Raw genomic sequence first — 22,427 nt, forward strand, 5'->3', positions numbered from 1 at the left:
GGTTCGCTCGGTGCGTCCAGCATCGGGGACCGCGCGCGGCCGGAGGAAGCGGCCGAGCACCGCCATCTGTCGCCGTGGCCGAAGAACTTCTTATGCTTCGACGGCGATGGCGGGCAGGTCCTCCGCGAGCCGGGCCGCGGCCTGGCGCAGCGTCCGTACGGCGCCGGTCACCGCCGGGTTCACGGCCGCCGGGCGATGCACCGCGATGACGTGCCTGCGGGCCGCCGCTCCGCCGAGCCGGGTCGCGACCACGCCCTCACCGGGCAGGTGCGCGAGGGCCGGGACCAGCGCCACGCCGAGGCCCGACCGTACGAAGCCGTGGATCACGCCGTAGTCGTTGCTGCGGTAGTCCAGTTGCGGTTCGAAGCCGGCCTGAGCGCACAGGCGGCGCAGGCAGGACGCGCCGGCGGTGCCCTCCCGGGCGGCCACCCAGGTCTCGTGTTCGAGGTCGCCGAGCGCGACCGCCTCGGCGGCGGCCAGCGGATGGCGCTCGGGCAGCAGGAGCAGCAGGTCCTCCCCCAGCAGCGGGGTCTCCTCCAGGTCGCGCGGCCAGGCCCGGGGCACCAGGTCGTACCGGTAGACGAGCGCCAGGTCGAGCTCACCGGCCCGTACGAGCGGGATGAGCTCGTCCGGCTCGCCCTCGTCGAGGAGGATCTCCACCGACGGGTACGCCCGGGCGTAGGAGGCCAGGCCGATCGGCAGGAGCCGCTGGCTGGCCGTCGGGAAGCTGCCCAGCCGGAGTCGGCCGATGCGTCCCTCCGCCATGCCGCGGACGTCCTCTTCGAGCGCGTCGAGCGCGGACAGCGCGTCGACGGCCCGCCGTACGAGGTAGATGGCCGCCGGTGTCGGCCTGATCGTGTGGGCGCCGCGTTCGAACAGCGGCATCTTCACCGCCCGCTCCAGCGCCGCGATCTGCTGGGAGACCGCCGAGGCGGTGTAGCCGAGACGCCGCGCCGCGTCGGCGAACGACCCGGCGTCCAGGACGGCGGTCAGCGTTCGCAGGTGGACCGGATTGAGCATGCTCGGCTACGAATCCTACGAATCGGGGTCGAGCCGCTCGGCGAGGAGCTGGGCCAGGTGGACGCCCTGGCGGGGCGACAGGTCGGCGATCTGCGTGCGGCAGGAGAAGCCGTCGGCGAGGACGACGGTGTCCGCGTCCGCCTCGCGCAGCGCGGGCAGCAACTGGTGCTCGGCGACCGCGACGGACACCTCGTAGTGCCCCTTCTCCACCCCGAAGTTGCCCGCCAGGCCGCAGCAGCCGCCCAGCCGCCGCACGTCCGCGCCCGCGTTCTTGAGCATCTCGGCGTCCTGGCCCCACCCCATGACGGCGTGGTGGTGACAGTGCGGCTGGGCCACGACCGTCGTTCCGTCGAACGAGGGCGGCCGCCAGTCCGGGGTCTCGGCCAGCAGCTCGGCCAGCGTGCGGGTCCGCTCCGCCACCGGCGCCGCCACCGCCTCGTCCAGCAGCTCCAACGCGTCCGAGCGCAGGACCGCCGTGCAGGACGGCTCCATGCCCACGATCGGGATGCCCGCCTCGGCGGCCTCGGCCAGCTCGGCGACGGTACGGCCGAGGATCTTCTTGGCCGCGTCGAGCTGCCCCGTGGAGATCCAGGTCAGCGCGCAGCACTGGCGGCGCTCACTGATCTGCGGCCGGTACCCCGCGGCCTCCAGCACGGCCACCGTCGCGCGGCCCACCTCCGGCGCGAAGTGGTCGGTGAAGGTGTCGACGAACAGCATGACCGGCCGGCCCTCCGCCGGGCGCTCGTCGCGGGTCCGCTCGAACCAGTCGCGGAACGTCCGTGGCGCGAACTCGGGCAGGTTGCGCCGCCGGTCCACGCCGGCCACGGCCAGCGCCGCCCGCCGCAGCCCCGGCACCCGCAGGGCCGCGTTGACGACGCGCGGCATGCGGCCGGCCAGCCGCGCCCAGAGCGGCAGCCGGCCCAGCGAGTAGTGCGCGGCGGGACGCAGCCGCCCGCGGTAGCTCTGGTGGAGCACCTCGGACTTGTACGCGGCCATGTCGATCCCGGTCGGGCAGTCCGAGGCGCAGCCCTTGCAGGACAGGCACAGGTCGAGGGCCTCGTGGACCTCGGGCGAGCGCCATCCGCCGGAGACCAGGGAGCCGTTGACCATCTCCTGCAGGACCCGGGCCCGCCCTCGGGTCGAGTCCTTCTCCTCGCGGGTCGCCAGGTAGGACGGGCACATCACGCCGCCGGACCCGGTGTTGTCGGCGCGGCACTTGCCCACGCCGGTGCAGCGGTGCACCGACTGGCTGAAGTCGCCGCCGTCGTGGCGGTACGCGAGCGCGAGACTCTTGCGCACCGGCCGGGCGGCGGGGACCCGCAGGTCGGCGTCGACCGGGCGGGGCCGCACCAGCACGCCGGGGTTGAGCACGTCCCCCGGGTCGAAGATCCCCTTGACCTGGCCGAACAGGTCGATCGCCGCCTCGGAGTACATCCGCGGCAGCAGCTCGCTGCGGGCCCGGCCGTCGCCGTGCTCGCCGGACAGCGAACCGCCGTAGCCGGCGACCAGCGTGGCCGCGGACTCCAGGAAGGAGCGGAATACCTTCCGCCCGTCCGGCCGGTCCAGCGGCCAGTCGATCCGGATGTGCAGGCAGCCGTCGCCGAAGTGCCCGTACGGCAGGCCCGTCACGTCGAACTCGCCCATCAGCGACTCGAAGTCGCGTAGGTAGCGGCCCAGCATCGCCGGGGGCACGGCGGCGTCCTCCCAGCCGCCGTGTGCCGGGCGCCCGGCGGGGCTGCGGCCGGACAGGCCCGCGCCGTCCTCCCGGATGCGCCACAGCGCCGCCGCCCGCGCCGGGTCGGTGACGACCAGGGCGTCCTCGCAGCCGGCGGCCACACGCCCGGCCCGGTCCCGGACCTCGGCCTCGTCGTCCCCGGCGACCTCGACGAACAGCCACGCGGCCCCGCGCGGCAGCGGCGGCACCGCGTCCGGGCCCTTCCGGGTGCGCACGACGTCGACGATGCGCGCGTCGATGCCCTCACAGGCGGTGGGCAGGTGCTCCAGCAGGGTGGGGGCGGCGTCGCCGGCCGCGGCGATGTCGTCGTAGCCGAGCACCACCAGGACCCGGTGCGCCGGGTCGGTGACCAGGGTGACCGTCGCCTCGGTCAGCACGGCGAGGGTGCCCTCACTGCCGACCAGCAGGCGGGCGACGTCGAACCGCCGCTCCGGCAGCAGGTGCTCCAGCGCGTACCCGGACACCTGACGGCCGAACCGGGCGAACTCCGTCCTGATCGTGGCGAGGTTCGCGGCCGCGAGCGCGTGCAGCGCGGCCACCTCGGCGGGGCCGCCGGGCGCGGGCTCGCCGAGCGGGGACGACAGGTCCAGGAGGGTGCCGTTGCCGGTGACGGCCTTGAGGCCGGCGACGTTGTCGCTGGTACGGCCGTAGCCGAGGGTCCGGGACCCGCACGCGTTGTTCCCGATCATGCCGCCGATCGTGCAGCGGGTGTGCGTGGAGGGATCGGGACCGAACCTGAGCCCGTGCGGGGCCGCCGCCCGCTGCAGCTCGGCCTGGATGACGCCGGGCTGGACCACGGCGGTCCGGGTCTCGGGGTCGACGCGCAGCACCTTCCGCATGTGGCGGCTGAAGTCGAGCACGAGCCCGGGGCCGACCGCGTTGCCGGCCACGGACGTGCCGGCGCCGCGGGCGGTGAGCGGGATCTCGTGCCGCGCGCACAGCTCGACCGCGGCGGCCACGTCCTCGGCGGACCGGGGCCGGGCCACGAGGAGGGGCGGCACCCGGTAGAGGGAGGCGTCGGAGGAGAACGCCGACCGCGACATGGAGTCGGTCAGCAGGTCGGTGACTCCGCGTCGGCGCAGGTCGGTGGCGAGGTTGGCGGCCCGGTCCATAAGTAGCATGTTACATGCGACCCCTGGCGCTCCGCCCACATTCTCCGTACCCTTCCGTGTCACGAGGCGACGGTTCGACGGCAAGGAGGCAGGGCAGATGGTCGACTCGACGGCACTCCGAGCGGCTTTCGCTCGACGGCTGTCAGCGATGTACGGCACGGAGGTCCCCGCGTACAACACGCTGGTCGACGTCGCGCAGGAGGTGAACCGCGACGTGCTGGAGCGGATGGGCGCCGACGCCGAGCGGCTCGGCTCCATCGACCGCGTCACGGCCGAGCGGCACGGCGCGATCCGGGTGGGCACGCCCGCCGAGATGGCGCAGGTCGCCCGCGTCTTCGGCGCGATGGGCATGTACCCCGTCGGCTACTACGACCTGCGCGAGGCCGCCGGCAGCTCGGTCCCGGTCGTCTCCACGGCGTTCCGGCCCGTCGACGAGGCCGAACTGGCCGCCAATCCCTTCCGCGTGTTCACCTCCATGCTGGTGACGGGCGACCGGCGGTTCTTCGACGAGGACCTCGAACGCAGGCTCGGCGAGTTCCTCGGGGCGCGCCGGCTGTTCCCGCCCCGGCTGCTGGAGCTGGCCGACCGGGCCGAGGCGGAGGGCGGCCTGGACGACCAGGCGGCCGAGGAGTTCCTCACCCTCGCCACGGCCGCGTTCGAGCTGTCCCGCGAGCCGGTCTCCCGGAGCTGGTACGCCGAACTGGAACGGGTGTCCTCGGTCGCCGCGGACATCGGCGGGGTGCCGAGCACGCACGTCAACCACCTGACCCCGCGCGTCCTCGACATCGACGCCCTCTACGCGCGGATGAGCGAGCGCGGCGTCACGATGATCGACGCCATCCAGGGGCCGCCGCGTTGGAACGGTCCCGACCTGCTGCTGCGCCAGACCTCCTTCCGCGCGCTGGCGGAACCGCGGGTGTTCCGGGAGGACGACGGCCGCATCGTGGAGGACGACCTGCGGGTGCGGTTCGGCGAGGTCGAGGCGCGGGGCATCGCCGTCACCCCGGCGGGACGCGCGCTGTACGACGACCTGTCCGCGGAGCTGGACGCCGCGCTCGCGGACCGTCGGGTGACCGCCGAGGAGCGGAACGCCGTCGCCGCCAGGCTGTGGGAGGGCCGCGTGCCGTCCACCGAGGCCGAGCTCGTAGCGGGGGACCTCGCCTACTTCACGTTCCACACCACGGGCGCGCGTCCGGCGTCCACTCCCCCGGCCGACCTCGCCGGCCTCCTGGCGGAGGGATGGGTGACGGCCCGGCCGATCGTGTACGAGGACTTCCTGCCCCGCTCGGCCGCCGGGATCTTCCAGTCCAACCTGACCTCCGACGGATCCAAGGACGTGACCAGGGCCGGGGCGGAGTTCGGCGCCGAGGCGCTGGCCGGCGTGCTCGGCCGGCCGCTGCACGACCCGTACGAGCTGTACGCCTCGATCCGGGCCGCGTCGCTGACCCGCGTACGCGACGAACTCGGCCTCGACCGCGCGATCGCCCTCCCTTAGAGCTCGTCGACGATGGACGCCCACAGGGCGTCCACGTCGACCGGCTCGCCCTGGGCCCTGGCGGCCTGCCTGGCCAGGATCAGGCCGGTGTTGGTGAGGTGCGCCCGCATCGCCCGTACGGCGCCGTCGGCGTCCGCGGCGGCGACGGCCGCCACGATCGGCTCGTGCTCCTCGTGCACCTGCCGGAGGGTACGGGACCGGTCGTCGGTCGACGTGCCGAGGATGCGCATGGTGTCGCGCAGGCCGCCGACGATCGTCCGGGCCCGGCCGTTGCCCGCCGCGACGAGGATGTGGTCGTGCAGGGCCTGGTCCAGCTGGAAGAACAGCGCCTCGTCACCGGCCTCGACCGCCGCCGCCATCTCCGCCATGGTCGCCCGCAGCGCATCGCCCAGCTCGGTGAGGTCGCCGTCGGCCACCCGCCGGACGGCGGGAAGCTCCAGCGCCAACCGCACCCCGAAGATCTCGACGATCTCCCGCGGGTGCGGCAGCACGACGCGGAATCCCCGGTTGCGCTCGACCTGCACCAAGCCCGCCTCGGCGAGCCGCAACAGCGCCTCGCGCACCGGGCTCCGGGAGACGTTGAGCTGCTCGGCGATCTGGTACACCGAGTAGAGCCGGCCGGGCACCATCGCTCCCGTGTGCACCGCCCGCCGTACCTCGGAGATCACCTGCTCGGCCAGCGACCGTCGCGCGTGCGGCAACGGCTGCAGCTTGAGCTCGGCGTGCTCGCGGATCGACGGCATGGTGGCATGCTACCCAGCGCCGCCGCCGGTCACGTGGGCTTCGTCGGGCGGGTCGGGGTCAGGGCGAGCTGGCCCTTGAGCATCCGGCCGCCGTCGGCGGTCAGGCGCAGGTAGTAGTCCGAGGAGCAGGGCGTGCCGTCCTCGTCCAGGGCCCACAGGCCGGAGCCCGAGGGGACCATAGCGGCGTTCTCGGCAGTCTTGGCGATCTGGTTGCCCTCGCCGTACTCGTCGAACATCGAGATGTAGATGCCCTGCGCGCCCACCCGCACCATGTTGTAGAACTGGCGCCACATCAAGTCGCCGTGGGCGCGCTGGCGGGCCGACAGGTCCCCGGGCAGCACGCACGGCTGGTAGTCGATGCCGTGGGCGTTGCAGTCGGCCTGGTCGCCCTGGTTGGCGTTGGTGTAGAACCAGTCGGAGCCGGCGGCGTCGCCGATCCGGCCGACCATCCACGGCGAGATCATGTTGAAGGCATGGTAGACGTCCAGGTAGCCGGACCGTGAGTCGCTCACTCCCGTCCGCCACCAGGTGGGCACACCACCCATGACGTAGCAGCCCTGGCCCTTGAACCAGTTGACCACGTCCAGGCACACGGACGCGCTCCAGGGGTGGTTGCCGTCGTTGAAGCCGAAGCCCCAGATGCCGACGACCGGCCTGCCGTTCTGCCGGGCGTACGCCGAGGACGAGGTGTGCGTCCGCATCTTGTTCGTCCAGTCGGCCTTGATCTCCGACTGCATGTTCGTCCAGCCGGAGACGTCGTACATGATGTAGAACTTCACGCCGTGCGACTCGGCGGCGGACCTGACCTTGCTCGCCATCGCGTCTCTCGTCGGGCCCTCTCCACCGGTCGGGTTGAAGCGCTGCAGCGCGGCCGTGTCGCAGCCGTACTGCCGCATCCACGCGAAGTGGGTGTCGACGGTCTGCTGGTCGTAGGAGGAGAACAGCGTCGCGGGCTGGCCGTTGTTGAGGTTCGGATAGTTCGTCTTGTACGTCCTGCTGTACTCCCGCATGTCCGGCCAGGCCTTGATGACGTTGTTGCTCGTGGACGGCGGCTGGGACCAGTTCTGGCTCCAGTGCCACCAGCCGTTGATCGGCGCGCCGTCCCCGGCGCACGCGAACCAGCCCTGGTAGCCGACGGTGATCTTGCCGACGACGTCACCGGGCCCGCTGGCCGCCCGCGCTGGGGCGGTCAGCGCCGACGTGGCTCCTGGCAGGGCGGCGAGGGCCGAGCCGGCCACCGCTGAGGTCATGAACCTTCGGCGGGAGATGGTCATGACGCTCCTTCCACTCAGTCGTTGATGAGGTCGAACTCTTCCCAAGGACCGATCGCCGTGCGGTTGGCGATGAGGGAGGCCGCGCCCGCGTTCTCGGCGCAGACGTAGTCGTTGTTCGCGTGCGCTCGCAGGCTGACGCTGCCGTCGGAGTTGTGGATGAGGTCGAAGGTCTGTGCCGCCCCGACGCTCGTCGCGTCCGCGATCAGCGGCGAGGCTCCGGCGGTGACGTACTTGCTGTTGGCGTGCGAGCGCAGCGCGATCGCGCCGCCCTGGTCCACCTCGTCGAACTGCTCCCACGGCCCGATGGCGGTCCGGTTCGCGATCAGCGGCGCGGCGCCGGCGTTCTCCGCCGTCACGTACTGGTTGTTGGCGTGGGAGCGCAGGGTGATCACGTGGCTCGTCGGCGCGGACACGGTGACCTGGCCGGTGAGCCGGATGTCCCGGGAGGACGCGCCGACGAGGACCTGATGGGTCCCGGCCGCGGTCGCCCACCCGCTGCCGTTCCAGTACTGGAAGCTGCGGGCGTCGAGGGTGACCGTGACGTGCTTGGTCTGGCCGGCGTCGAGCGTGACCCGGCTGAAGCCGCGCAGGTTCTTCGGCGGCTCGCCGGCCGAGGACGGCTGGCCGACGTAGACCTGGGCGACCTCGGTCCCGGCCCGCGACCCGGTGTTCGTGACGTCGAAGCCGACCGCCACGTTGCCGGAGGCGTCGGGCGTCCCGACGGTGAGGTTCTTGTAGCCGAAGGTCGTATAGGACAGACCGTGTCCGAAGGGGAACATCGGCGTCTTGTTCTTCGCGTCGTACCAGCGGTAGCCGACGTTCAGGCCCTCGGAGTACTGCACGGTGCCGTTCTGGCCGGGCCACTGCGCGGCGGTGCTCGCCGGCACGTCGGCGAGGCTCTGCGGGAAGGTGACCGGAAGCCTGCCGGAGAAGTTCACGTCGCCGTACAGCAGCGCCGCGATCGCCGTGCCGTCCGTCTGGCCCGGGTACCAGTTCTCGACGATGCCCTTGACGGCGTTCGCCCAGGGCATGGTGACCGCCGAGCCGCTGTTGACGACGACGACGGTGTTGGGGTTGGCGGCGGCGACGTCGGTGACGAGCTTGTTCTGGTCGCCGGACAGGTCGATGGTGTTCAGGTCGGCGCCCTCGCCCTCGCCGTTCGAGACGAAGACCACGGCCGCCTGGGCCGCGCGCGCCGCCGCGACCGCCTCGTCGTGCAGGTTCTGGTTCGGGATCTGCCAGCCGAGGCTGACCTGGCTGCCGCCGCCGTCCTGGAAGTAGTCGACCTCGATGTCCACCGGCTGTCCGGCCGTGAGCGAGACGGTGCCGGTCTTGGTGGTCGGCGGCTGGTCCGCCCAGTTGTTTATGACCTGCTGCCCGTTGACGTACAGCCGGCTGCCGTCGTCGCTGGTCAGCGCGAAGGTGTACGTGCCGGTGGTGGGCGGCGTGAGCCTGCCGGTCCACTTGACCGACCAGCCGTTGCCGGGGAGGCCGGAGGCGGGCGGCTGGCCGCCCCACAGGAAGTTGACGTTCGGGTCGGTCCGGGTGAGGACCGGGGTCCCCGTCATGCCGGTGTTGTTGTAGTACTGGGCGGTCAGCCCGGTCCCGGAGCCGGAGGCCGGGGTCAGGTAGGACGAGTCGACGATCTGGCCGTTCGGCGAGGCGACGCCCTGGGCGTAGGTGACCTTGGTGCCGCTGCCCGCGCGGGACTTGATGCCCTGGTACGGCGTGACGACGGAGGCCAGTGTCGAGGGGTTCACGTGGGCGCTGCCGCCGCCCGCGGTCATCGCGTTCGCGCCCGCGTCGTCACCGATCACCGCGATCGACGAGGTCGAGGACCCGAGCGGCAGCACCGGACCGCTGTTCTTCAGCAGCACGCTGCCCTCCTCTGCGGTCTTCGTGGCGGTCGCCTGATGGGCGTCGGAGGTGACGGTCGCGCCCATGGTCCCGGTCGGTGGGGAGTCGAACAGGCCGCTCGCGAACATCGAGGTCAGGATCCGGCGTACGTGGTCGTCGATGGTGGTCTGGGAGACCTGGCCGTTGTTCACGGCGGCGGTGAGGGCGTCGCCGTAGTAGGTGCTGCCGGTCATCTCCTGGTCGAGACCGTTGTTCGCCGAGGCGACGGTGGAGTGCGTGCCGCCCCAGTCGGAGGTGACGAAGCCGGGGAAGCCCCACTGCTGCTTCAGGACACTGTTCAGGAGCTGCCCGTTCTCGCAGGCGAAGGTGCCGTTGATCTGGGAGTACGAGCACATCGCCGAGTCGGCCTTGCCGTCCTTGACCGCGGCCTCGAAGGCGGGCAGGTAGATCTCGCGCTGGGTCCGGTCCGCGACGACGGCGTTGTCCTGGGCGGTGTTGCGGTAGGTCTCTTGGTTGTAGACCGCGTAGTGCTTGACCTGCGCCATCGGGCCCTGCGCCTGGATGCCGCGGATCTCGGCGGCGCCGAGCTGCGCGGCGAGGTACGGATCCTCGCTCAGCGACTCGAAGGACCGGCCCCAGCGCGGATCGCGGTCGATGTTGATCGTGGGGCCGAGCACGGTGTTCGCGCCCTTGCCCCACGCCTCGGCACCGATGACCTTGCCGTACTCCCCCATGAGGTCGGGGTCCCAGGTCGCCGCGCCGGCGACGGGTGCGGGCAGTTGGGTGACGCCGGTGGCGCCGTCGGCGACGCCCGCGGGGCCGTCCTGCAGGCGGAGCTGCGGAATGCCGAGGCGGGTGTTGCCGTCGACGCAGGCGCCGTAGTCGCAGGAGGCGCCCTGGTGCATCATGGTGATCTTTTCCGCCAGGGTCATCTGGGCGAGCAACGCGTTCGCCCGGTCAACCGGCGCGAGCGCGGTGTTCAGCCACGGTCGCGCCGCGGCGTGTGCGGGCACGCCGGCCAGCAGCCCTCCGATGAGTGCCCCGATGACGGCGACGGTTCTTAGCAGATGTCTTCTCATCGGCAGGCTCCGATCGGCGGCTGTTTGGATTTTTCGTGAACTTATCTGCTCTTTGCAGTACCTTGTCAAGAGACGTCAAAGATCGGATCTCCTTGACAGCTTCTGTGATGGGCGTCACTCTGCCTGAGAGCGCTCTCAGCGTCGAGAGCTCCCACGCCCCGTCCCCGCCACCCACCCCGCCAGGTGTGGCGAACCGGCGCTGGACACCGCCTTCCGCAGGCGGCGCCCCCGTGACCGCGCGTACGCCGGATCCGCCACCTCGAGTCGCCGGTGTCCGCCTCCCACCGGCCGAGGAGCCTCGATGTTCCGCGCTCGCCCCAGACGCGTCCTCGACTCGCCACGCTCACTGATCGTCGTGCTCGTCGCCCTGATCGGGCTGATCGCCGCGTCGACGGCGGCGGCACCGCCCGGCCGCGCCGCGGCGGTCCTGCTCTCCCAGGGCAGACCGACCACGGCCTCCTCCACCGAGAACGCCGGCACGCCCGCCTCGGCCGCCACCGACGGCGACACCGGCACCCGCTGGTCCTCGGCGTTCAGCGACCCACAGTGGCTGCAGGTGGACCTCGGTTCCAGTGCCGCCGTCAGCCAGGTCGTCCTGCGGTGGGAGACCGCGTACGCGAGCGCCTTCCAGATCGAGACCTCCGCCGACGGGAACGCCTGGACCACCGTCTACTCCACCACGACCGGCACCGGCGGCACCCAGACGCTGAACGTCTCCGGGACCGGCCGCTACGTGCGGATGTACGGCACCGCCCGCGCCACCCAGTACGGCTACTCGCTCTGGGAGTTCCAGGTCTACGGCTCAGGGGGCACGGCGTCGTGCGGCACCGCCGACTCCGCCGCGCACCAGCCGACCACGGCCTCGTCCATCGAGAACGCCGGGACGCCCGCCTCCGCCGCCACCGACGGCGACACCGGAACCCGCTGGTCCTCGGCGTTCAGCGACCCGCAGTGGCTCCAGGTGGACCTGGGATCGTCGAAGCAGGTCTGCGGGGCCCGGCTGACCTGGGAGGCCGCCTACGCCACCGCGTTCCAGGTCCAGGTCTCCGGGGACGGGACGAACTGGACGACGATCTACTCGACCACCACGGGCGCCGGCGGCACCCAGACGCTGAACGTGACCGGGACCGGCCGCTACGTGCGGATGTACGGCACCGCCCGGGCCACCCAGTACGGCTACTCGCTCTGGGAGTTCGCCGTGTTCACGATCGGCGGCGGCGACGGCGGAGGCGGTAACGGCTCCTGCCCCTGGGTGGGGTCCACCGCGCCGGTGTCCCAGCGCGTCGCCCAGGTCATGGCGCAGATGACCCAGGACCAGAAGATCACCCTGCTGCACGGCACCGGTGCGTCCTCGCCGTACATCGGGAACACCGCCGCGATCCCGTCGCTGTGCATCCCGGCGATGGGTCTGGAGGACGGGCCGGGCGGACCGGGCGACGGGCTCGGGGGCGTCACCCAGCTGCCCGCGCCGGTGGCCGGGGCCGCGACGTTCGACACCGCGCTGGAGCAGCAGTACGGCGTGGTGGCCGGCAGCGAGTTCGCCGGCAAGGGCGCGGACGTCGCGCTCGGCCCGACACTGAACATCGACCGCGACCCGCGCTGGGGCCGGGGCTTCGAGAGCTTCAGCGAGGACCCGTACCTGACGGGCCAGATGGCCGTCGCGCAGATCAAGGGCGTGCAGAGCCAGGGCGTCATGGCCCAGGCCAAGCACGCCGCGGTCTACAACCAGGAGACCTACCGCAACGGCATGTCGGACAACGCGATCGTCGACACCCGTACGCTGCAGGAGATCTACCTGCCCGGCTTCCAGGCGGCCGTCGGCCAGGGCGCGGCGGCCTCGGTGATGTGCGCCTACAGCGTGATCAACGGGAAGTTCGCCTGCGAGAACCCGTACATCCTGAACACGGCGCTCTACCAGCAGGCGGGCTTCACCGGGTTCGTCACCTCCGACTGGGGCGCGCTGCACTCGGCGGCTCCCGCCGCCAACGCCGGCATGACCCAGGAGATGCCGGGCGCGGCGTTCTTCGGCGACCAGCTCCGGCAGGCGGTCGCGTCCGGCCAGGTCACCCAGGCGACGCTGGACACCATGGTCAGCCGGGTGCTGACCCAGATGTTCGCGTTCGGCCTGTTCGACAAGACCAAGACCGGCTCGACCGGCGCGGTCGTCACCACCGACGCGCACAAGGCCACCGCCCGCCAGATCGCCGAAGAGGGCACCGTCCTGCTCAAGAACAACGGCGTGCTGCCGCTGTCCACCTCCACCACCAAGAAGATCGCCGTGATCGGCGCCGACGGCGGCGCGGGCGTGGCCAGTGTCGGGGGCGGCAGCGCCACCGTCACCTCCTCGGGAACCGTCTCGCCGCTCACCGGCATCCAGAACCGCGCCGGGTCCGGTGCCACGGTGCAGTTCGAGGCGGCCGACGGCACGGACGGCGTCAACCGCGCGGTCACGCTGGCCAAGTCGGTCGACGTGCCGATCGTGTTCGCGACCTATCCGCAGAACGAGGGCACCGACAACACCTCGATCGACCTGCCCGGCCAGCAGAACCAGCTCATCTCCTCGGTGGCCGCCGCCAACCCCAAGACGATCGTGGTCCTGCACACCGGCTCCGCGGTGACCATGCCGTGGCTGAACCAGGTCTCCGGAGTCCTCGAGGGCTGGTACTCCGGTCAGGAGGTGGGCAACGCGCTGGCCGCGATCCTGTTCGGCGACGTCAGCCCGTCGGGCAAACTGCCCGTGACCTTCCCGGCGAGCCTGAACGACGTGCCCGCGCACACCACCGCGCAGTGGCCCGGAAACGGCAGCCAGGTGCAGTACTCCGAGGGCCTGGACGTCGGCTACCGCTGGTACGACGCGAAGAACATCACGCCGCTGTTCCCCTTCGGGTACGGCCTGTCGTACACGACGTTCTCCTTCTCCAACCTGCAGGTCGGCGCGCTCGGCTCGGGCGGTTCGACGGTGACGGCGACCGTGACCAACACCGGGAGCCGGGCCGGGGCCGAGGTCGTCCAGCTCTACGTCGGGGCTCCGGCCTCGATCGGCGAGCCGCCGCACCAGCTCAAGGGGTTCCAGCGGGTCGACCTGCAGCCGGGCCAGAGCCAGACCGTACGGTTCACCGTGACCGCCCGCGACCTGGCGCACTGGGACGACACGGCCGGCGGCTGGACGACGACCCCCGGCGCGTACCAGATCCTGGTCGGCGACTCCTCGCGCAACCTGCCGCTGACCGGCTCGCTCACCGTGACGAGCACGCTCAAGAGCGACCTGGCCGGACGCACGGGCGCGGTCACGGTCACCGACCCGGGCGGCATGAGCAGCCCGGTGGGCACGGCGGTTCACCTGCGGATGACCGCGGCGGCCACCGGTGACCCGGTCTTCACCGCCACGGGCCTGCCCGCCGGTCTGTCGATCAGCCGCTCGGGGACCATCACGGGCGCCGCCCGCCACGCCGGAACCAGCACGGTGACGGTGACCGCCACCGACTCCACCGGCGCCGCCGGCACCACGACATTCGTGTGGACGACGACCAGGCCCCTCCGCCGGGCTTCGCGCTAGTTCCCCCCGCCACCGCCAGTAAGGATCGACTCAATGCCGATTCGCGGAAGATCCGTCACATTCCCGGCCATGCTCGCGGCCGTCGCGGCCCTCCTGGTGCCGGCGACGGCCACGGGAGCCCGCGCCGCCGCGGCGTGCATCCCGTCGGGCACCGACGCCGCCATCAACGCCGCCCTCACCGGGACCGGCGCGGCCGCCGTCCTGTGCCCCGGAGCCGTCTTCACCCTGAGCGACTCGATCAGGTTCACCGCCCCGAACCAGCGGATCGAGACGCAGGGCCTGCCCACCGACGGCAGCCGGGCCACCCTGAAGTTGTCCGGCTCGCTCACGACGGCGATCAATGGCACCGACCAGTCCGGCGTGACGGTACAGAACATCCAGATCGACGGCGGACGGCCGGCCCTCGGCCGGCTGGACGGCGGCGCCCTCATGGAGATGGGCGCCTCCGGCACCGGCCAGACCGTGCAGAACGTCTACGCGCACGACACCCGGAGCTGGTCGACGCTGCACTTCATCGAGGGCGCCGTCACGAACAGCACGCCGGCCTGCCAGGGCGCGAAGATCCTGAACAACACCATCGGCCCGGCGGGCACCGACGCGCCGAGCGGCACGTGGGCCGACGGCATCTCGCTCGCCTGCGGTGACAGCACCGTCCAGGGCAACACCGTGCAGGATGCCACCGACGGCGGCATCGTCATCTTCGGCGCGCCCGGCTCCTCGGTGAAGAACAACACGATCGTCGCCAGGACCCGCACGCTGCTCGGCGGGATCAACCTCGTCGACTACGCGCCGATGAACGGCAACTACACGGGCACGACCGTCACCGGCAACACGATCAACGCGCAGAGCGCCTTCATCAAGGTCGGCATCGCCATGGGCCCGCAGGTCTGGGGCTGCGGAACCGGCACCAACTACGGCGCCTCGGTCACCGGCAACACACTGCAGGGCGCGCACATGGGCTACGGGTACGCCGTCAACGGCGTCCGCGACTGGACCGTCACCGGCAACACCGACACTTCCACCCACGTCGGCACGCCGAACGCGGGCTGCGGCGGCACGGTGTCACCGCCCGGCCGCTTCCAGGTGCAGTCCGCGACCTCCAGCACCCTGCAGCCGGAGTTCACGAGCGCCCAGCTCACGTACGTCCTCGGCGTCGCCGAGCACCCGCCGACCGGTCAGGTGATCAGCCTGCGCGCCCACGCCAACGGCAGGTACGTCACGGCTGAGAACGCGGGGGCCTCGCCGCTGATCGCCAATCGGACGGCCGTCGGCTCGTGGGAGACGTTCGACCTGATCGACCAGGGCGGCGGCGCGGTGGCCCTGCGCGCCCACGCGAACAACGAGTACGTCACCGCGGACGACGGAGGAGCCTCGCCGCTCATCGCGAACCGGACGGCCATCGGCTCCTGGGAGACGTTCGCCCTGGTCCACAACGCGGACGGCAGCGTCAGCCTGCGAGCGAACGCGAACAACGAGTATGTGACGGCCGAGAACGCGGGCGCCTCGTCACTGATCGCGAACCGCACGGCCATCGGGCCGTGGGAAGAGTTCGACCTCATTCAGGACTGACGTGGTGACAATGATGGATCATGACAATCGGTCCCACCGCCGGCCACTGCGGCGGCTCCTGGCGGTCCTCGCCCTGGTGGCGGGCGTGCTGGACCTCTCGGTGATCGTCCCGGCCCTCGCGTCCCCGACGGACGCGGCGTTCGACGGCTCGACCGGCGTGCTGAACGTCGACTACGCCGGCTACCTGAGCAAGCACGACATCGTCTACGACCGGCCGAACACCAACCCCGCGTACGGGCTGACCGTCGGCAACGGGCGTACGGGCGCGATGGCGTGGAATCAGAACGGCCTGACGATGCAGGTCTCCGGCGCCGATCTGTCCGAGCAGTCTGCGTACGCGGCCGGCCTGGTCAACCTGTACTCCACGCCCGGCATGGACACCGGGTACTCCACCTACCAGCAGCGGCTGTCGCTGTACGACGGCACGCTGACCACCAAGTACGACTCCGACCGCACAGTGACCATCATGGGGTCGCCGAACTCCGAGGTCATGGGCATCCATGTCGACGACCACCGGACCAACGTCACCGGCGTGGCGCTCGACCTGAGCCTGTGGGATCCGAGCACGGTCACGAACGTCGCGGACGTCCCGGACCTGAACACCTGGAAGACCTACTCCACCTTCGCCGACGCGAGCGGCGTCGGGCTGAGCCGGGGGCAGAACGACTCGAACGGCTTCGGCTCCACCCTCGCGGCGACCGTCGAGGGCGCGAACTACACGAGCCAGGTGGTGAACGGCTCCAAGGTACGGCTCAACATCACGCCGTCCTCCAGCTACACGATCTGGTTCACCGCCGCGAGCCGGCTGAACGCGCCGAACCACGACTCGGTCGCCCAGGCGCGGTCTCAGCTCGCCGCGGTGAAGAGCACCGGGTACGCCACGACGCTCACCGACTACCGGAACTGGTGGCACGGCTTCTGGCAGCGGTCGTTCGTGCAGTACTCCGGCCTGTCCGGCGACGCGGACTACCTGGAGAACGTCTACTACCTGGCGACCTACATGATCGCCTCGGGCGGTTACGGCAACTACCCGTTCCACTTCATCAACGGCGTGTACCGCTCGACCGGCGACCAGACGAAGTGGAGCTACGGCTACTGGTACTGGAACCAGCGCGACGTCTACAACTCGTTCCTCGCCTCGAACCACACCGACCTGCTGAGCACGTTCAACCGGCTCTACAGCCGCAACCAGACCGCGCTGAAGTCGTACACGAACAGCCGCTACGGCGTGGACGGCCTGTGGGTCCCGGAGACGATGGGCTGGGACGGCAACGCGCGCGGCACGATCAACAGCGACTACACGAAGAACATCCTGTCCACCGGCACCGAGGCCGCGTACAACATGTACCTGCAGTACCGGTACACGAACGACACGAACTACCTGCGGAACACCGCCTACCCGTTCATGCGGGACGTCGTCCGGTTCTACGCCGCGAAGCTGACCCGCGACGGCTCGGGCAAGTACACCATGGCCAGTTCCAACTCCCACGAGACGTACTGGAACGTCCCGGGCGCCATCACCGACCTCGCCGCGGTGAAGAGCCTCTTCCCGGTGACCATCCAGGCGAGCCAGACGCTCGGCCTGGACGCCGACCTGCGGGGCCAGTGGCAGAACATCCTCGACGACCTGGCGCCCTACCCGACCGACGGCAGCGCCTACCTGCCGCACACGCCACCGATCACCCAGACGCACAACGACGAGAACGTCGCGTCGGAGGTCATCTGGCCGTACAACACGACCGGAATAGGAGCTCCGGACTACCAGACCGCCGTGAACACCTGGAACCGGCGGCCCTTCCCGTACGACAACGTCTGGGCCAACGACGCGATCCAGGCGGCGCGGCTGGGCCTGGGCGACCAGGCGTACAACGGCATGAAGACCATGCTGCGGAAGTACCAGACGTATCCCAACGGGCTGACCGACAACACGAACGGCGTCTTCGAGTACCTCGGCGTCCACCTGTCGGTGGTCAACGAGTCGCTGCTGCAGAGCTACAACGACAGGATCCGGGTGTTCCCGGCGGTGCCGTCGGATTCCTCGTTCGTCGGCAAGTTCACGCTGCTGGCCAAGGACGGCTTCCTGGTCAGCTCCGAGCGCGAGGCCGGGGAGGTCAAGTACGTCGGACTCAAGAGCCTGTACGGGAACTCGGCCACCGTGGTGAATCCCTGGGGCACCCAGCAGGTGCGCGTGCGGCGCGTGTCGGACAACGCGATCGTCACGACGTCGTCGAGCGGCGAGGTCACCTTCCCGACGTCGGCGAACACCGTGTACGTCCTGGAGCGCACCGCCAAACCGCTGAGCGGCTACTCCGCCACCCGGCTCACCGGCACGGCGAACCAGGGCGCCAAGTCGCTGTCCGGTACCTCCTCCACCCTCGGCCTCGGTGCCGGCACCCCCAACGCCGTGATCAGCCTGCGGGCGCACGCGAACAACCAGTACGTGACGGCGGACAACGGCGGCGCGTCGCCGCTGATCGCCAACCGGACCGCGATCGGCCCGTGGGAGCAGTTCGACGAGATCGACCTGGGCGGCGGCGCGATCGCGCTGCGGGCGCACGCGAACAACGAGTACGTCACCGCGGACGACGCGGGCGCGTCACCGCTGATCGCCAACCGCACCGCGATCGGCCCGTGGGAGACGTTCGACCTGATTCACAATCCCGACGGCAGCGTCAGCCTGCGGGCGCACGCGAACAACGACTACGTGACCGCGGAGAACGCCGGAGCCGCGTCGCTGATCGCCAACCGCACGGCCATCGGGACGTGGGAGGAGTTCGATCTCATCTCTTCGTGAGTCTCAGCCGGGCTTCTTCTCGTGCCGGGCGATCAGGGTGTCGATCTGGACGCTGAGCTTCGCGCCCAGGGGCCAGCCGACGTAGTGGGTGAGGAAGATGGCGATCTCGCGGAGTTCGGCGGGGGTCAGTTCGCCGTTGCCGAGGGCGGCGGGGAGCTGGATGTCGAGCACGTCGTTCAGGCCCTGACCGGCGAGCAGGCCGATGAGGAGGAGGCGGCGGTCGCGGATGGACAGGCCCGGGCGGGTCCAGATCTCGGCGAAGAGGTGGTCCACCGTGATGCCGAAGAAGTCGCCGGGACCGTCGCCGACCTCCCAGCCGTACACCTCGCTCATCTTCTCCAGGCCACGCCGGCGCCTCTCGTCCGTCATGACACACCCCCGGGGGGAACGCCGAGGCCCTCGGCGAACCGCGCGCGGCTCAGCCGGGCCAGTGGGGTGTCCACGCCGAGTTCGTCGGCGAGGGCCAGGGCCAGGGACAGGTCCTTCTCGCCGAGGTCCCGGACGTGGCACATGATGTCGTGCAGCGGGTCCGAGGGGTCGAGGGGCGCCGTCGTACGGCGGATCATGATCGATCCGGGGCCGCCGGTCACGGCGTCGGAGTGGCGGACCACGCGGCCGAGCTTGGTCAGTGACACGCCGGCGGCCTCGGCGAGGCGCTCCGCCTCGGCCGCCGCGGTGAAGGCGACGAAGTGCAGCAGGTTGCGGGCCAGCTTCAGATGGGTGCCGGCGCCCACCGGGCCGGCGTGGAGGATGAGGTCGGCCCACGCGGAGAAGGGCTCCCGCACCCGGTCGAACGCCGTGGCGGTGCCGCCGACCATGACCGCGAGCGTGCCCGCCGCCGCGCCCATGAACCCGCCGGAGACCGGAGCGTCGACGATCTCGACGCCGTACGGCCGCGCGCGGCCGGCCAGCGCGGTCGCGGTCGCGGCGTGGATCGTCGAGTGGATCGCGATGACCGTGCCGGGCTCGACGGAGGACAGCAGCGCGGTGACGACCTCGTCGACCTGGGCGTCGTCGCGGACCATGAGGGAGATGAGCGAGGCCGACGCCACGTCGGCGAGCCGGTCGGCGGCCCGCGCGCCGTCCTGGACCAGCGGTTCCATCGCCGCCGGACGAGCGTCGTAGACGATCAGATCGCGCCCGATCAGGCGTCTGGCCATGGGCGCGCCCATCTGGCCGAGCCCGACGAAGCCGTACGTCATGCGCGGAACACCTCGCCGCCGTCGACGTTGAAGATCTGCCCGGTGATCCAGGACGCCTCGTCGGAGAGCAGGAACAGGCACATGCCGACGAGGTCCTCGGGAGTGCCCATGCGCTTGAGCGCCATCCGGTCCCGCACGATCTTCTGTGACATGCCGTCGGGCACGACCCTGCGGTTGGCCTCGGTGTCGATCGGGCCGGGCGCGATGGCGTTGACCCGGATGCCGAGCGAGCCGAGCTCATGGGCGAGCTGCTGGGTGATGCCGTTGACGCCGACCTTGGCGAGGCCGTAGAAGCCGGAGTACTGCCAGGCCGCGGTGGAGGACTGGTTGACGATCGCTCCGCCGCCGCGCTCGGCCATGGCGGGATGGCAGGCGCGGGCGCACAGCAGGGCGCCGTCCATGTTCACCGCCATGAACCTCTTGTAGTAGTCCCAGTCGACGGTGAACAGGAAGTCCAGCTTCATCGTGCCGAAGACGGCGGCGTTGTTGACCAGGTAGTCGATCCCGCCGTACGCGGTGACGGCCGCCGCCGCCATGGCCTCGACCGACGCGGGATCGGACACGTCGGTGCGTACGAAGCGGCCCTTGATGTCGTCGGCGACCGCGGCGCCCTTCTCGTCGACGTCCGCGACCACGACGCTCGCGCCCTCGGCGGCCAGCCCGCGCGCGTACGCCTCGCCGATGCCCTGTGCCGCGCCGGTCACCACCGCGACCTTCCCCTCGAAGCGGTTCATCCCGCCCCCTCCGCGATCGACTTGATCTCCAGGTACTCCTCGAACCCGGCGAGGCCCATCTCGCGGCCGACGCCGGACTGCTTGTAGCCGCCGAACGGCACGTCGGCGGAGTACCAGACGCCGCCGTTGACGCCGACCGTGCCGGTACGCAGCCGGCGCGCGACCGCGCGCGCCCGGTCGAGGTCGCCGCCGTGCACCGCGCCGGACAGCCCGTACGGCGAGTCGTTCGCGATGCGTACGGCGTCGTCGTCGCCGTCGTGCGGCAGGATCACCAGCACCGGGCCGAAGATCTCCTCTCGGGCGGTCCGCGACGCGTTGGTCAGCCCGGTGACCAGGGTGGGTTCGATCCAGAAGCCCTTCTCGCGGTCGGCGCGGCGCCCGCCGGTGGCGAAGGCGCCGCCCTCCTCGACCGCGAGCGCGAGGTACTCCTCGACCCGGTCGCGCTGCCGCGCGGAGATCACCGGGCCGCAGACGGTGCCGTCATCGCCGGGATCCCCGACGCCGATCTTCGCGAGCGTCCGGGCGGTGATCTCCACGGCCTCGTCGTGGCGTGCGCGGGGAACGAGCAGCCGCGTCGTGATCGCGCACCCCTGCCCCGCGTGCGTGATCCCGCTGAACGCGGCGTACGAGCACGCGCTCCCCAGGTCCGCGTCGTCCAGGACGATGAAGGCCGACTTGCCGCCGAGCTCCAGCAGGACCTTCTTCAGCGACTCGGCCGCCGTCCGCATGACCGCGCGGCCGGTCTCCGCCGAGCCGGTGAAGGAGACCAGGTCGACCCGGGGATCGGCGGCGAGCCGCGCGCCGAGCGCGTGGTCGGTGCCGGTGACGACGTTGACGACGCCCGGCGGGAGGTCGGTCTCCTCGGCGATGAGCCTGCCGAGCGCCGCCGCGCACCACGGGGTCTCCGGGCTCGGTTTGAGCACCACGGTGTTGCCCGCGGCCAGCGCGGGCCCGAGCTTGGCCAGGTTGATCTGGTGCGGGAAGTTGCCCGGCGTGACGGCGCCGACCACGCCCACTGGCTCGCGCACCACCTGACGGTCGCTGACCATGCCCATCGGCGCGGCGCGGCCGAGGTCGCGCGTCCACTCGTACTCCTCGGCGCGCCGCGCGAACCAGAGGAGGTCGGCGACGGGCGCGTCGAACTGCGCTCCGTACGTCAGGAACCGCGGCGCGCCGACCTCGCGTACCGTCAGGTCGCGCAGCTCGTCGCCGTGGCGTACCAGCACGTCGTGGAGCTGGCGCAGGCAGCGGACCCGTAACGGGAGGTCGGCCGCCCAGCGGGACTCGTCGAACGCGCGGCGGGCCGCGGCGATCGCCTGGTCCAGCTCGGCGAGCGTGGCGTCGGAGGCGACCCCGATGGTCTCCTCCGTGGCCGGGTCGATCGTCGCGAAGCTTTGGTCGGCACGGACCAACTTCCCGTCGATCAGGAGCGGAGACGGGCCGTCCCGCCAATCATCGAGAAGAGTCATCGTTTCTCCTTGTCGACCGCGGCCTCTGGCTGGACCTCGACCAGCGTCAGGTGGGTGCCGCGCGGGGTGTGCACGACGGCGGCGATCGCCGTGGCGACGTCCTCCGGCCGCAGGAAGTACGGATGGCGGGCGACGCCCCACTTCACCCAGTCCTCCAGGACGGCGCCGGTGGTCTCCGCGTCCCAGCTCATCCCCATCCCGGTCATGGTCGGGCCCGGCCGGACGACCGACGCGCGTACGCCGGTGCCCTCCAGCTCCATCGCCATCGCGCGCGTCATGCCCTCCACGCCGTTCTTGGCCGCGACGTACGCGCCCATGCGGGTGCGCGGCACCCGCACGACGTCGGAGGAGACGAACACGATGTCGCCGCGCCCGCGCGCGACCATGCCGGGCACCACGTGGGACACCAGACGATGGGCCCCGACGAGATGGACCTGGAGCTGCGCGGCGAACGCCTCGGAGTCGAGTTCGTGAACGCGCGTGGCGTCGAGGTCGCCCGCCCCGGAGATCACGATCTCGGGGTCGCCGAACGCCTCGGTGGCGGCCGACACGAAGCCCTTGACCGAGTCGGAGTCGGCGACGTCCAGCGCGCAGGCGACGGCCTCGCCGCCGCTCGCGCGGATGGTCGCGGCGATCTCCTCGCATTTGTGCGCGCGGCGCGCGCCGAGGGCCACCGGATGGCCGGAGGCGGCGAGGAGGGTGGCGGTGGCGGCGCCGATCCCGGAGGAGGCGCCGGTGATCAGCGCCGGGCGGCGCTGCGGATGAGGTGCGAACCGGGGCATCGCGGA

The 22,427-nt window shown here is 71.4% G+C and carries 14 protein-coding genes; 4 read left to right on the forward strand and 10 right to left on the reverse strand.

Annotated elements, in window-relative coordinates; all coding sequences use genetic code 11:
• Window positions 1-90 precede the first annotated feature (90 nt).
• On the reverse strand, window positions 91-1,020 hold the full coding sequence (locus tag AB0L00_RS23055) for a LysR family transcriptional regulator (protein WP_364437616.1): 930 nt from the start codon (window positions 1,018-1,020) through the stop codon (window positions 91-93).
• Window positions 1,021-1,035: 15 nt separating this feature from the next.
• Entirely contained in the window at window positions 1,036-3,867 is a 2,832-nt protein-coding gene (locus tag AB0L00_RS23060) for an FAD-linked oxidase C-terminal domain-containing protein (protein ID WP_364437619.1), read from the reverse strand.
• A gap of 148 nt (window positions 3,868-4,015) precedes the next feature.
• On the opposite strand from AB0L00_RS23060, the gene AB0L00_RS23065 reads away from it, so the two are divergent.
• Window positions 4,016-5,362 carry a VOC family protein gene (locus tag AB0L00_RS23065; protein ID WP_364437622.1) on the forward strand — a complete coding sequence of 449 codons (1,347 nt, stop codon included), beginning with the start codon at window positions 4,016-4,018 and terminating at the stop codon, window positions 5,360-5,362.
• On the opposite strand, the gene AB0L00_RS23070 is transcribed toward AB0L00_RS23065, so the two are convergent.
• Genes AB0L00_RS23070 through AB0L00_RS23080 form a run of 3 tightly spaced genes read right to left on the reverse strand, consistent with a single transcriptional unit; the run spans window position 5,359 to window position 10,315 of the window.
• On the reverse strand, window positions 5,359-6,105 hold the full coding sequence (locus tag AB0L00_RS23070) for a GntR family transcriptional regulator (protein WP_364437625.1): 747 nt from the start codon (window positions 6,103-6,105) through the stop codon (window positions 5,359-5,361). The two genes, AB0L00_RS23065 and AB0L00_RS23070, sit on opposite strands and share 4 nt — an antisense overlap.
• Before the next feature lie 29 nt (window positions 6,106-6,134).
• A complete protein-coding gene (locus tag AB0L00_RS23075) occupies window positions 6,135-7,379 on the reverse strand; it encodes a hypothetical protein (RefSeq protein ID WP_364437628.1) in 1,245 nt (414 codons plus the stop codon).
• 14 nt (window positions 7,380-7,393) lie between these two features.
• Window positions 7,394-10,315: a glycoside hydrolase family 3 C-terminal domain-containing protein gene (locus AB0L00_RS23080; protein ID WP_364437631.1), complete on the reverse strand. Its 2,922-nt coding sequence runs from the start codon at window positions 10,313-10,315 to the stop codon at window positions 7,394-7,396.
• A 301-nt stretch (window positions 10,316-10,616) separates the two neighbouring features.
• Here AB0L00_RS23080 and AB0L00_RS23085 point away from each other — a divergent pair, with 301 nt between their 5' ends.
• The 3 genes from AB0L00_RS23085 to AB0L00_RS23095 all read left to right on the forward strand — a co-directional run bounded on the left by AB0L00_RS23085 (window position 10,617) and on the right by AB0L00_RS23095 (window position 18,234).
• Window positions 10,617-13,871, forward strand: a complete 3,255-nt coding sequence (locus AB0L00_RS23085) for a glycoside hydrolase family 3 C-terminal domain-containing protein (RefSeq protein ID WP_364437634.1) — start codon at window positions 10,617-10,619, stop codon at window positions 13,869-13,871.
• 69 nt (window positions 13,872-13,940) lie between these two features.
• Window positions 13,941-15,440 (forward strand): hypothetical protein, encoded by a 1,500-nt coding sequence (locus AB0L00_RS23090; protein ID WP_364437636.1) that lies wholly within the window; start codon window positions 13,941-13,943, stop codon window positions 15,438-15,440.
• Window positions 15,441-15,453: 13 nt separating this feature from the next.
• Window positions 15,454-18,234, forward strand: a complete 2,781-nt coding sequence (locus AB0L00_RS23095; protein ID WP_364437639.1) for a hypothetical protein — start codon at window positions 15,454-15,456, stop codon at window positions 18,232-18,234.
• A gap of 3 nt (window positions 18,235-18,237) precedes the next feature.
• Here AB0L00_RS23095 and AB0L00_RS23100 read toward each other — a convergent pair whose 3' ends face one another.
• From AB0L00_RS23100 to AB0L00_RS23120, 5 genes are read right to left on the reverse strand one after another with little or no spacing between them, the layout of a single operon-like run.
• On the reverse strand, window positions 18,238-18,603 hold the full coding sequence (locus AB0L00_RS23100; protein ID WP_364437641.1) for a carboxymuconolactone decarboxylase family protein: 366 nt from the start codon (window positions 18,601-18,603) through the stop codon (window positions 18,238-18,240).
• Complete coding sequence (locus AB0L00_RS23105) at window positions 18,600-19,436, reverse strand: NAD(P)-dependent oxidoreductase (RefSeq protein ID WP_364437643.1); 837 nt, start codon at window positions 19,434-19,436, stop codon at window positions 18,600-18,602. Before AB0L00_RS23105 ends, AB0L00_RS23100 begins: the two co-directional genes overlap by 4 nt.
• Window positions 19,433-20,170, reverse strand: coding sequence for an SDR family oxidoreductase (locus AB0L00_RS23110; RefSeq protein ID WP_364437646.1), 738 nt, complete (start codon window positions 20,168-20,170; stop codon window positions 19,433-19,435). Before AB0L00_RS23110 ends, AB0L00_RS23105 begins: the two co-directional genes overlap by 4 nt.
• Window positions 20,167-21,639, reverse strand: coding sequence for an aldehyde dehydrogenase (locus AB0L00_RS23115; protein ID WP_364437648.1), 1,473 nt, complete (start codon window positions 21,637-21,639; stop codon window positions 20,167-20,169). The genes AB0L00_RS23110 and AB0L00_RS23115 overlap by 4 nt, the downstream gene beginning before the upstream one ends.
• Window positions 21,636-22,421: an SDR family oxidoreductase gene (locus tag AB0L00_RS23120; protein ID WP_364437651.1), complete on the reverse strand. Its 786-nt coding sequence runs from the start codon at window positions 22,419-22,421 to the stop codon at window positions 21,636-21,638. The genes AB0L00_RS23115 and AB0L00_RS23120 overlap by 4 nt, the downstream gene beginning before the upstream one ends.
• Window positions 22,422-22,427: the final 6 nt, after the last annotated feature.

The sequence above is a fragment of the Actinoallomurus sp. NPDC052308 genome, from assembly GCF_040679195.1.
Lineage (GTDB): Bacteria > Actinomycetota > Actinomycetes > Streptosporangiales > Streptosporangiaceae > Actinoallomurus > Actinoallomurus liliacearum.

What these genes read in the sequence shown, in the direction of transcription:
- AB0L00_RS23055 (WP_364437616.1), bottom strand. Translation starts at nt 1,020, where the DNA reads ATGCTCAATCCGGTCCACCTGCGAACGCTGACCGCCGTCCTGGACGCC.
- AB0L00_RS23060 (WP_364437619.1), bottom strand. Translation starts at nt 3,867, where the DNA reads ATGGACCGGGCCGCCAACCTCGCCACCGACCTGCGCCGACGCGGAGTC.
- AB0L00_RS23065 (WP_364437622.1), top strand. Translation starts at nt 4,016, where the DNA reads ATGTACGGCACGGAGGTCCCCGCGTACAACACGCTGGTCGACGTCGCG.
- AB0L00_RS23070 (WP_364437625.1), bottom strand. Translation starts at nt 6,105, where the DNA reads ATGCCGTCGATCCGCGAGCACGCCGAGCTCAAGCTGCAGCCGTTGCCG.
- AB0L00_RS23075 (WP_364437628.1), bottom strand. Translation starts at nt 7,379, where the DNA reads ATGACCATCTCCCGCCGAAGGTTCATGACCTCAGCGGTGGCCGGCTCG.
- AB0L00_RS23080 (WP_364437631.1), bottom strand. Translation starts at nt 10,315, where the DNA reads ATGAGAAGACATCTGCTAAGAACCGTCGCCGTCATCGGGGCACTCATC.
- AB0L00_RS23085 (WP_364437634.1), top strand. Translation starts at nt 10,617, where the DNA reads ATGTTCCGCGCTCGCCCCAGACGCGTCCTCGACTCGCCACGCTCACTG.
- AB0L00_RS23090 (WP_364437636.1), top strand. Translation starts at nt 13,941, where the DNA reads ATGCTCGCGGCCGTCGCGGCCCTCCTGGTGCCGGCGACGGCCACGGGA.
- AB0L00_RS23095 (WP_364437639.1), top strand. Translation starts at nt 15,454, where the DNA reads ATGGATCATGACAATCGGTCCCACCGCCGGCCACTGCGGCGGCTCCTG.
- AB0L00_RS23100 (WP_364437641.1), bottom strand. Translation starts at nt 18,603, where the DNA reads ATGACGGACGAGAGGCGCCGGCGTGGCCTGGAGAAGATGAGCGAGGTG.
- AB0L00_RS23105 (WP_364437643.1), bottom strand. Translation starts at nt 19,436, where the DNA reads ATGACGTACGGCTTCGTCGGGCTCGGCCAGATGGGCGCGCCCATGGCC.
- AB0L00_RS23110 (WP_364437646.1), bottom strand. Translation starts at nt 20,170, where the DNA reads ATGAACCGCTTCGAGGGGAAGGTCGCGGTGGTGACCGGCGCGGCACAG.
- AB0L00_RS23115 (WP_364437648.1), bottom strand. Translation starts at nt 21,639, where the DNA reads ATGACTCTTCTCGATGATTGGCGGGACGGCCCGTCTCCGCTCCTGATC.
- AB0L00_RS23120 (WP_364437651.1), bottom strand. Translation starts at nt 22,421, where the DNA reads ATGCCCCGGTTCGCACCTCATCCGCAGCGCCGCCCGGCGCTGATCACC.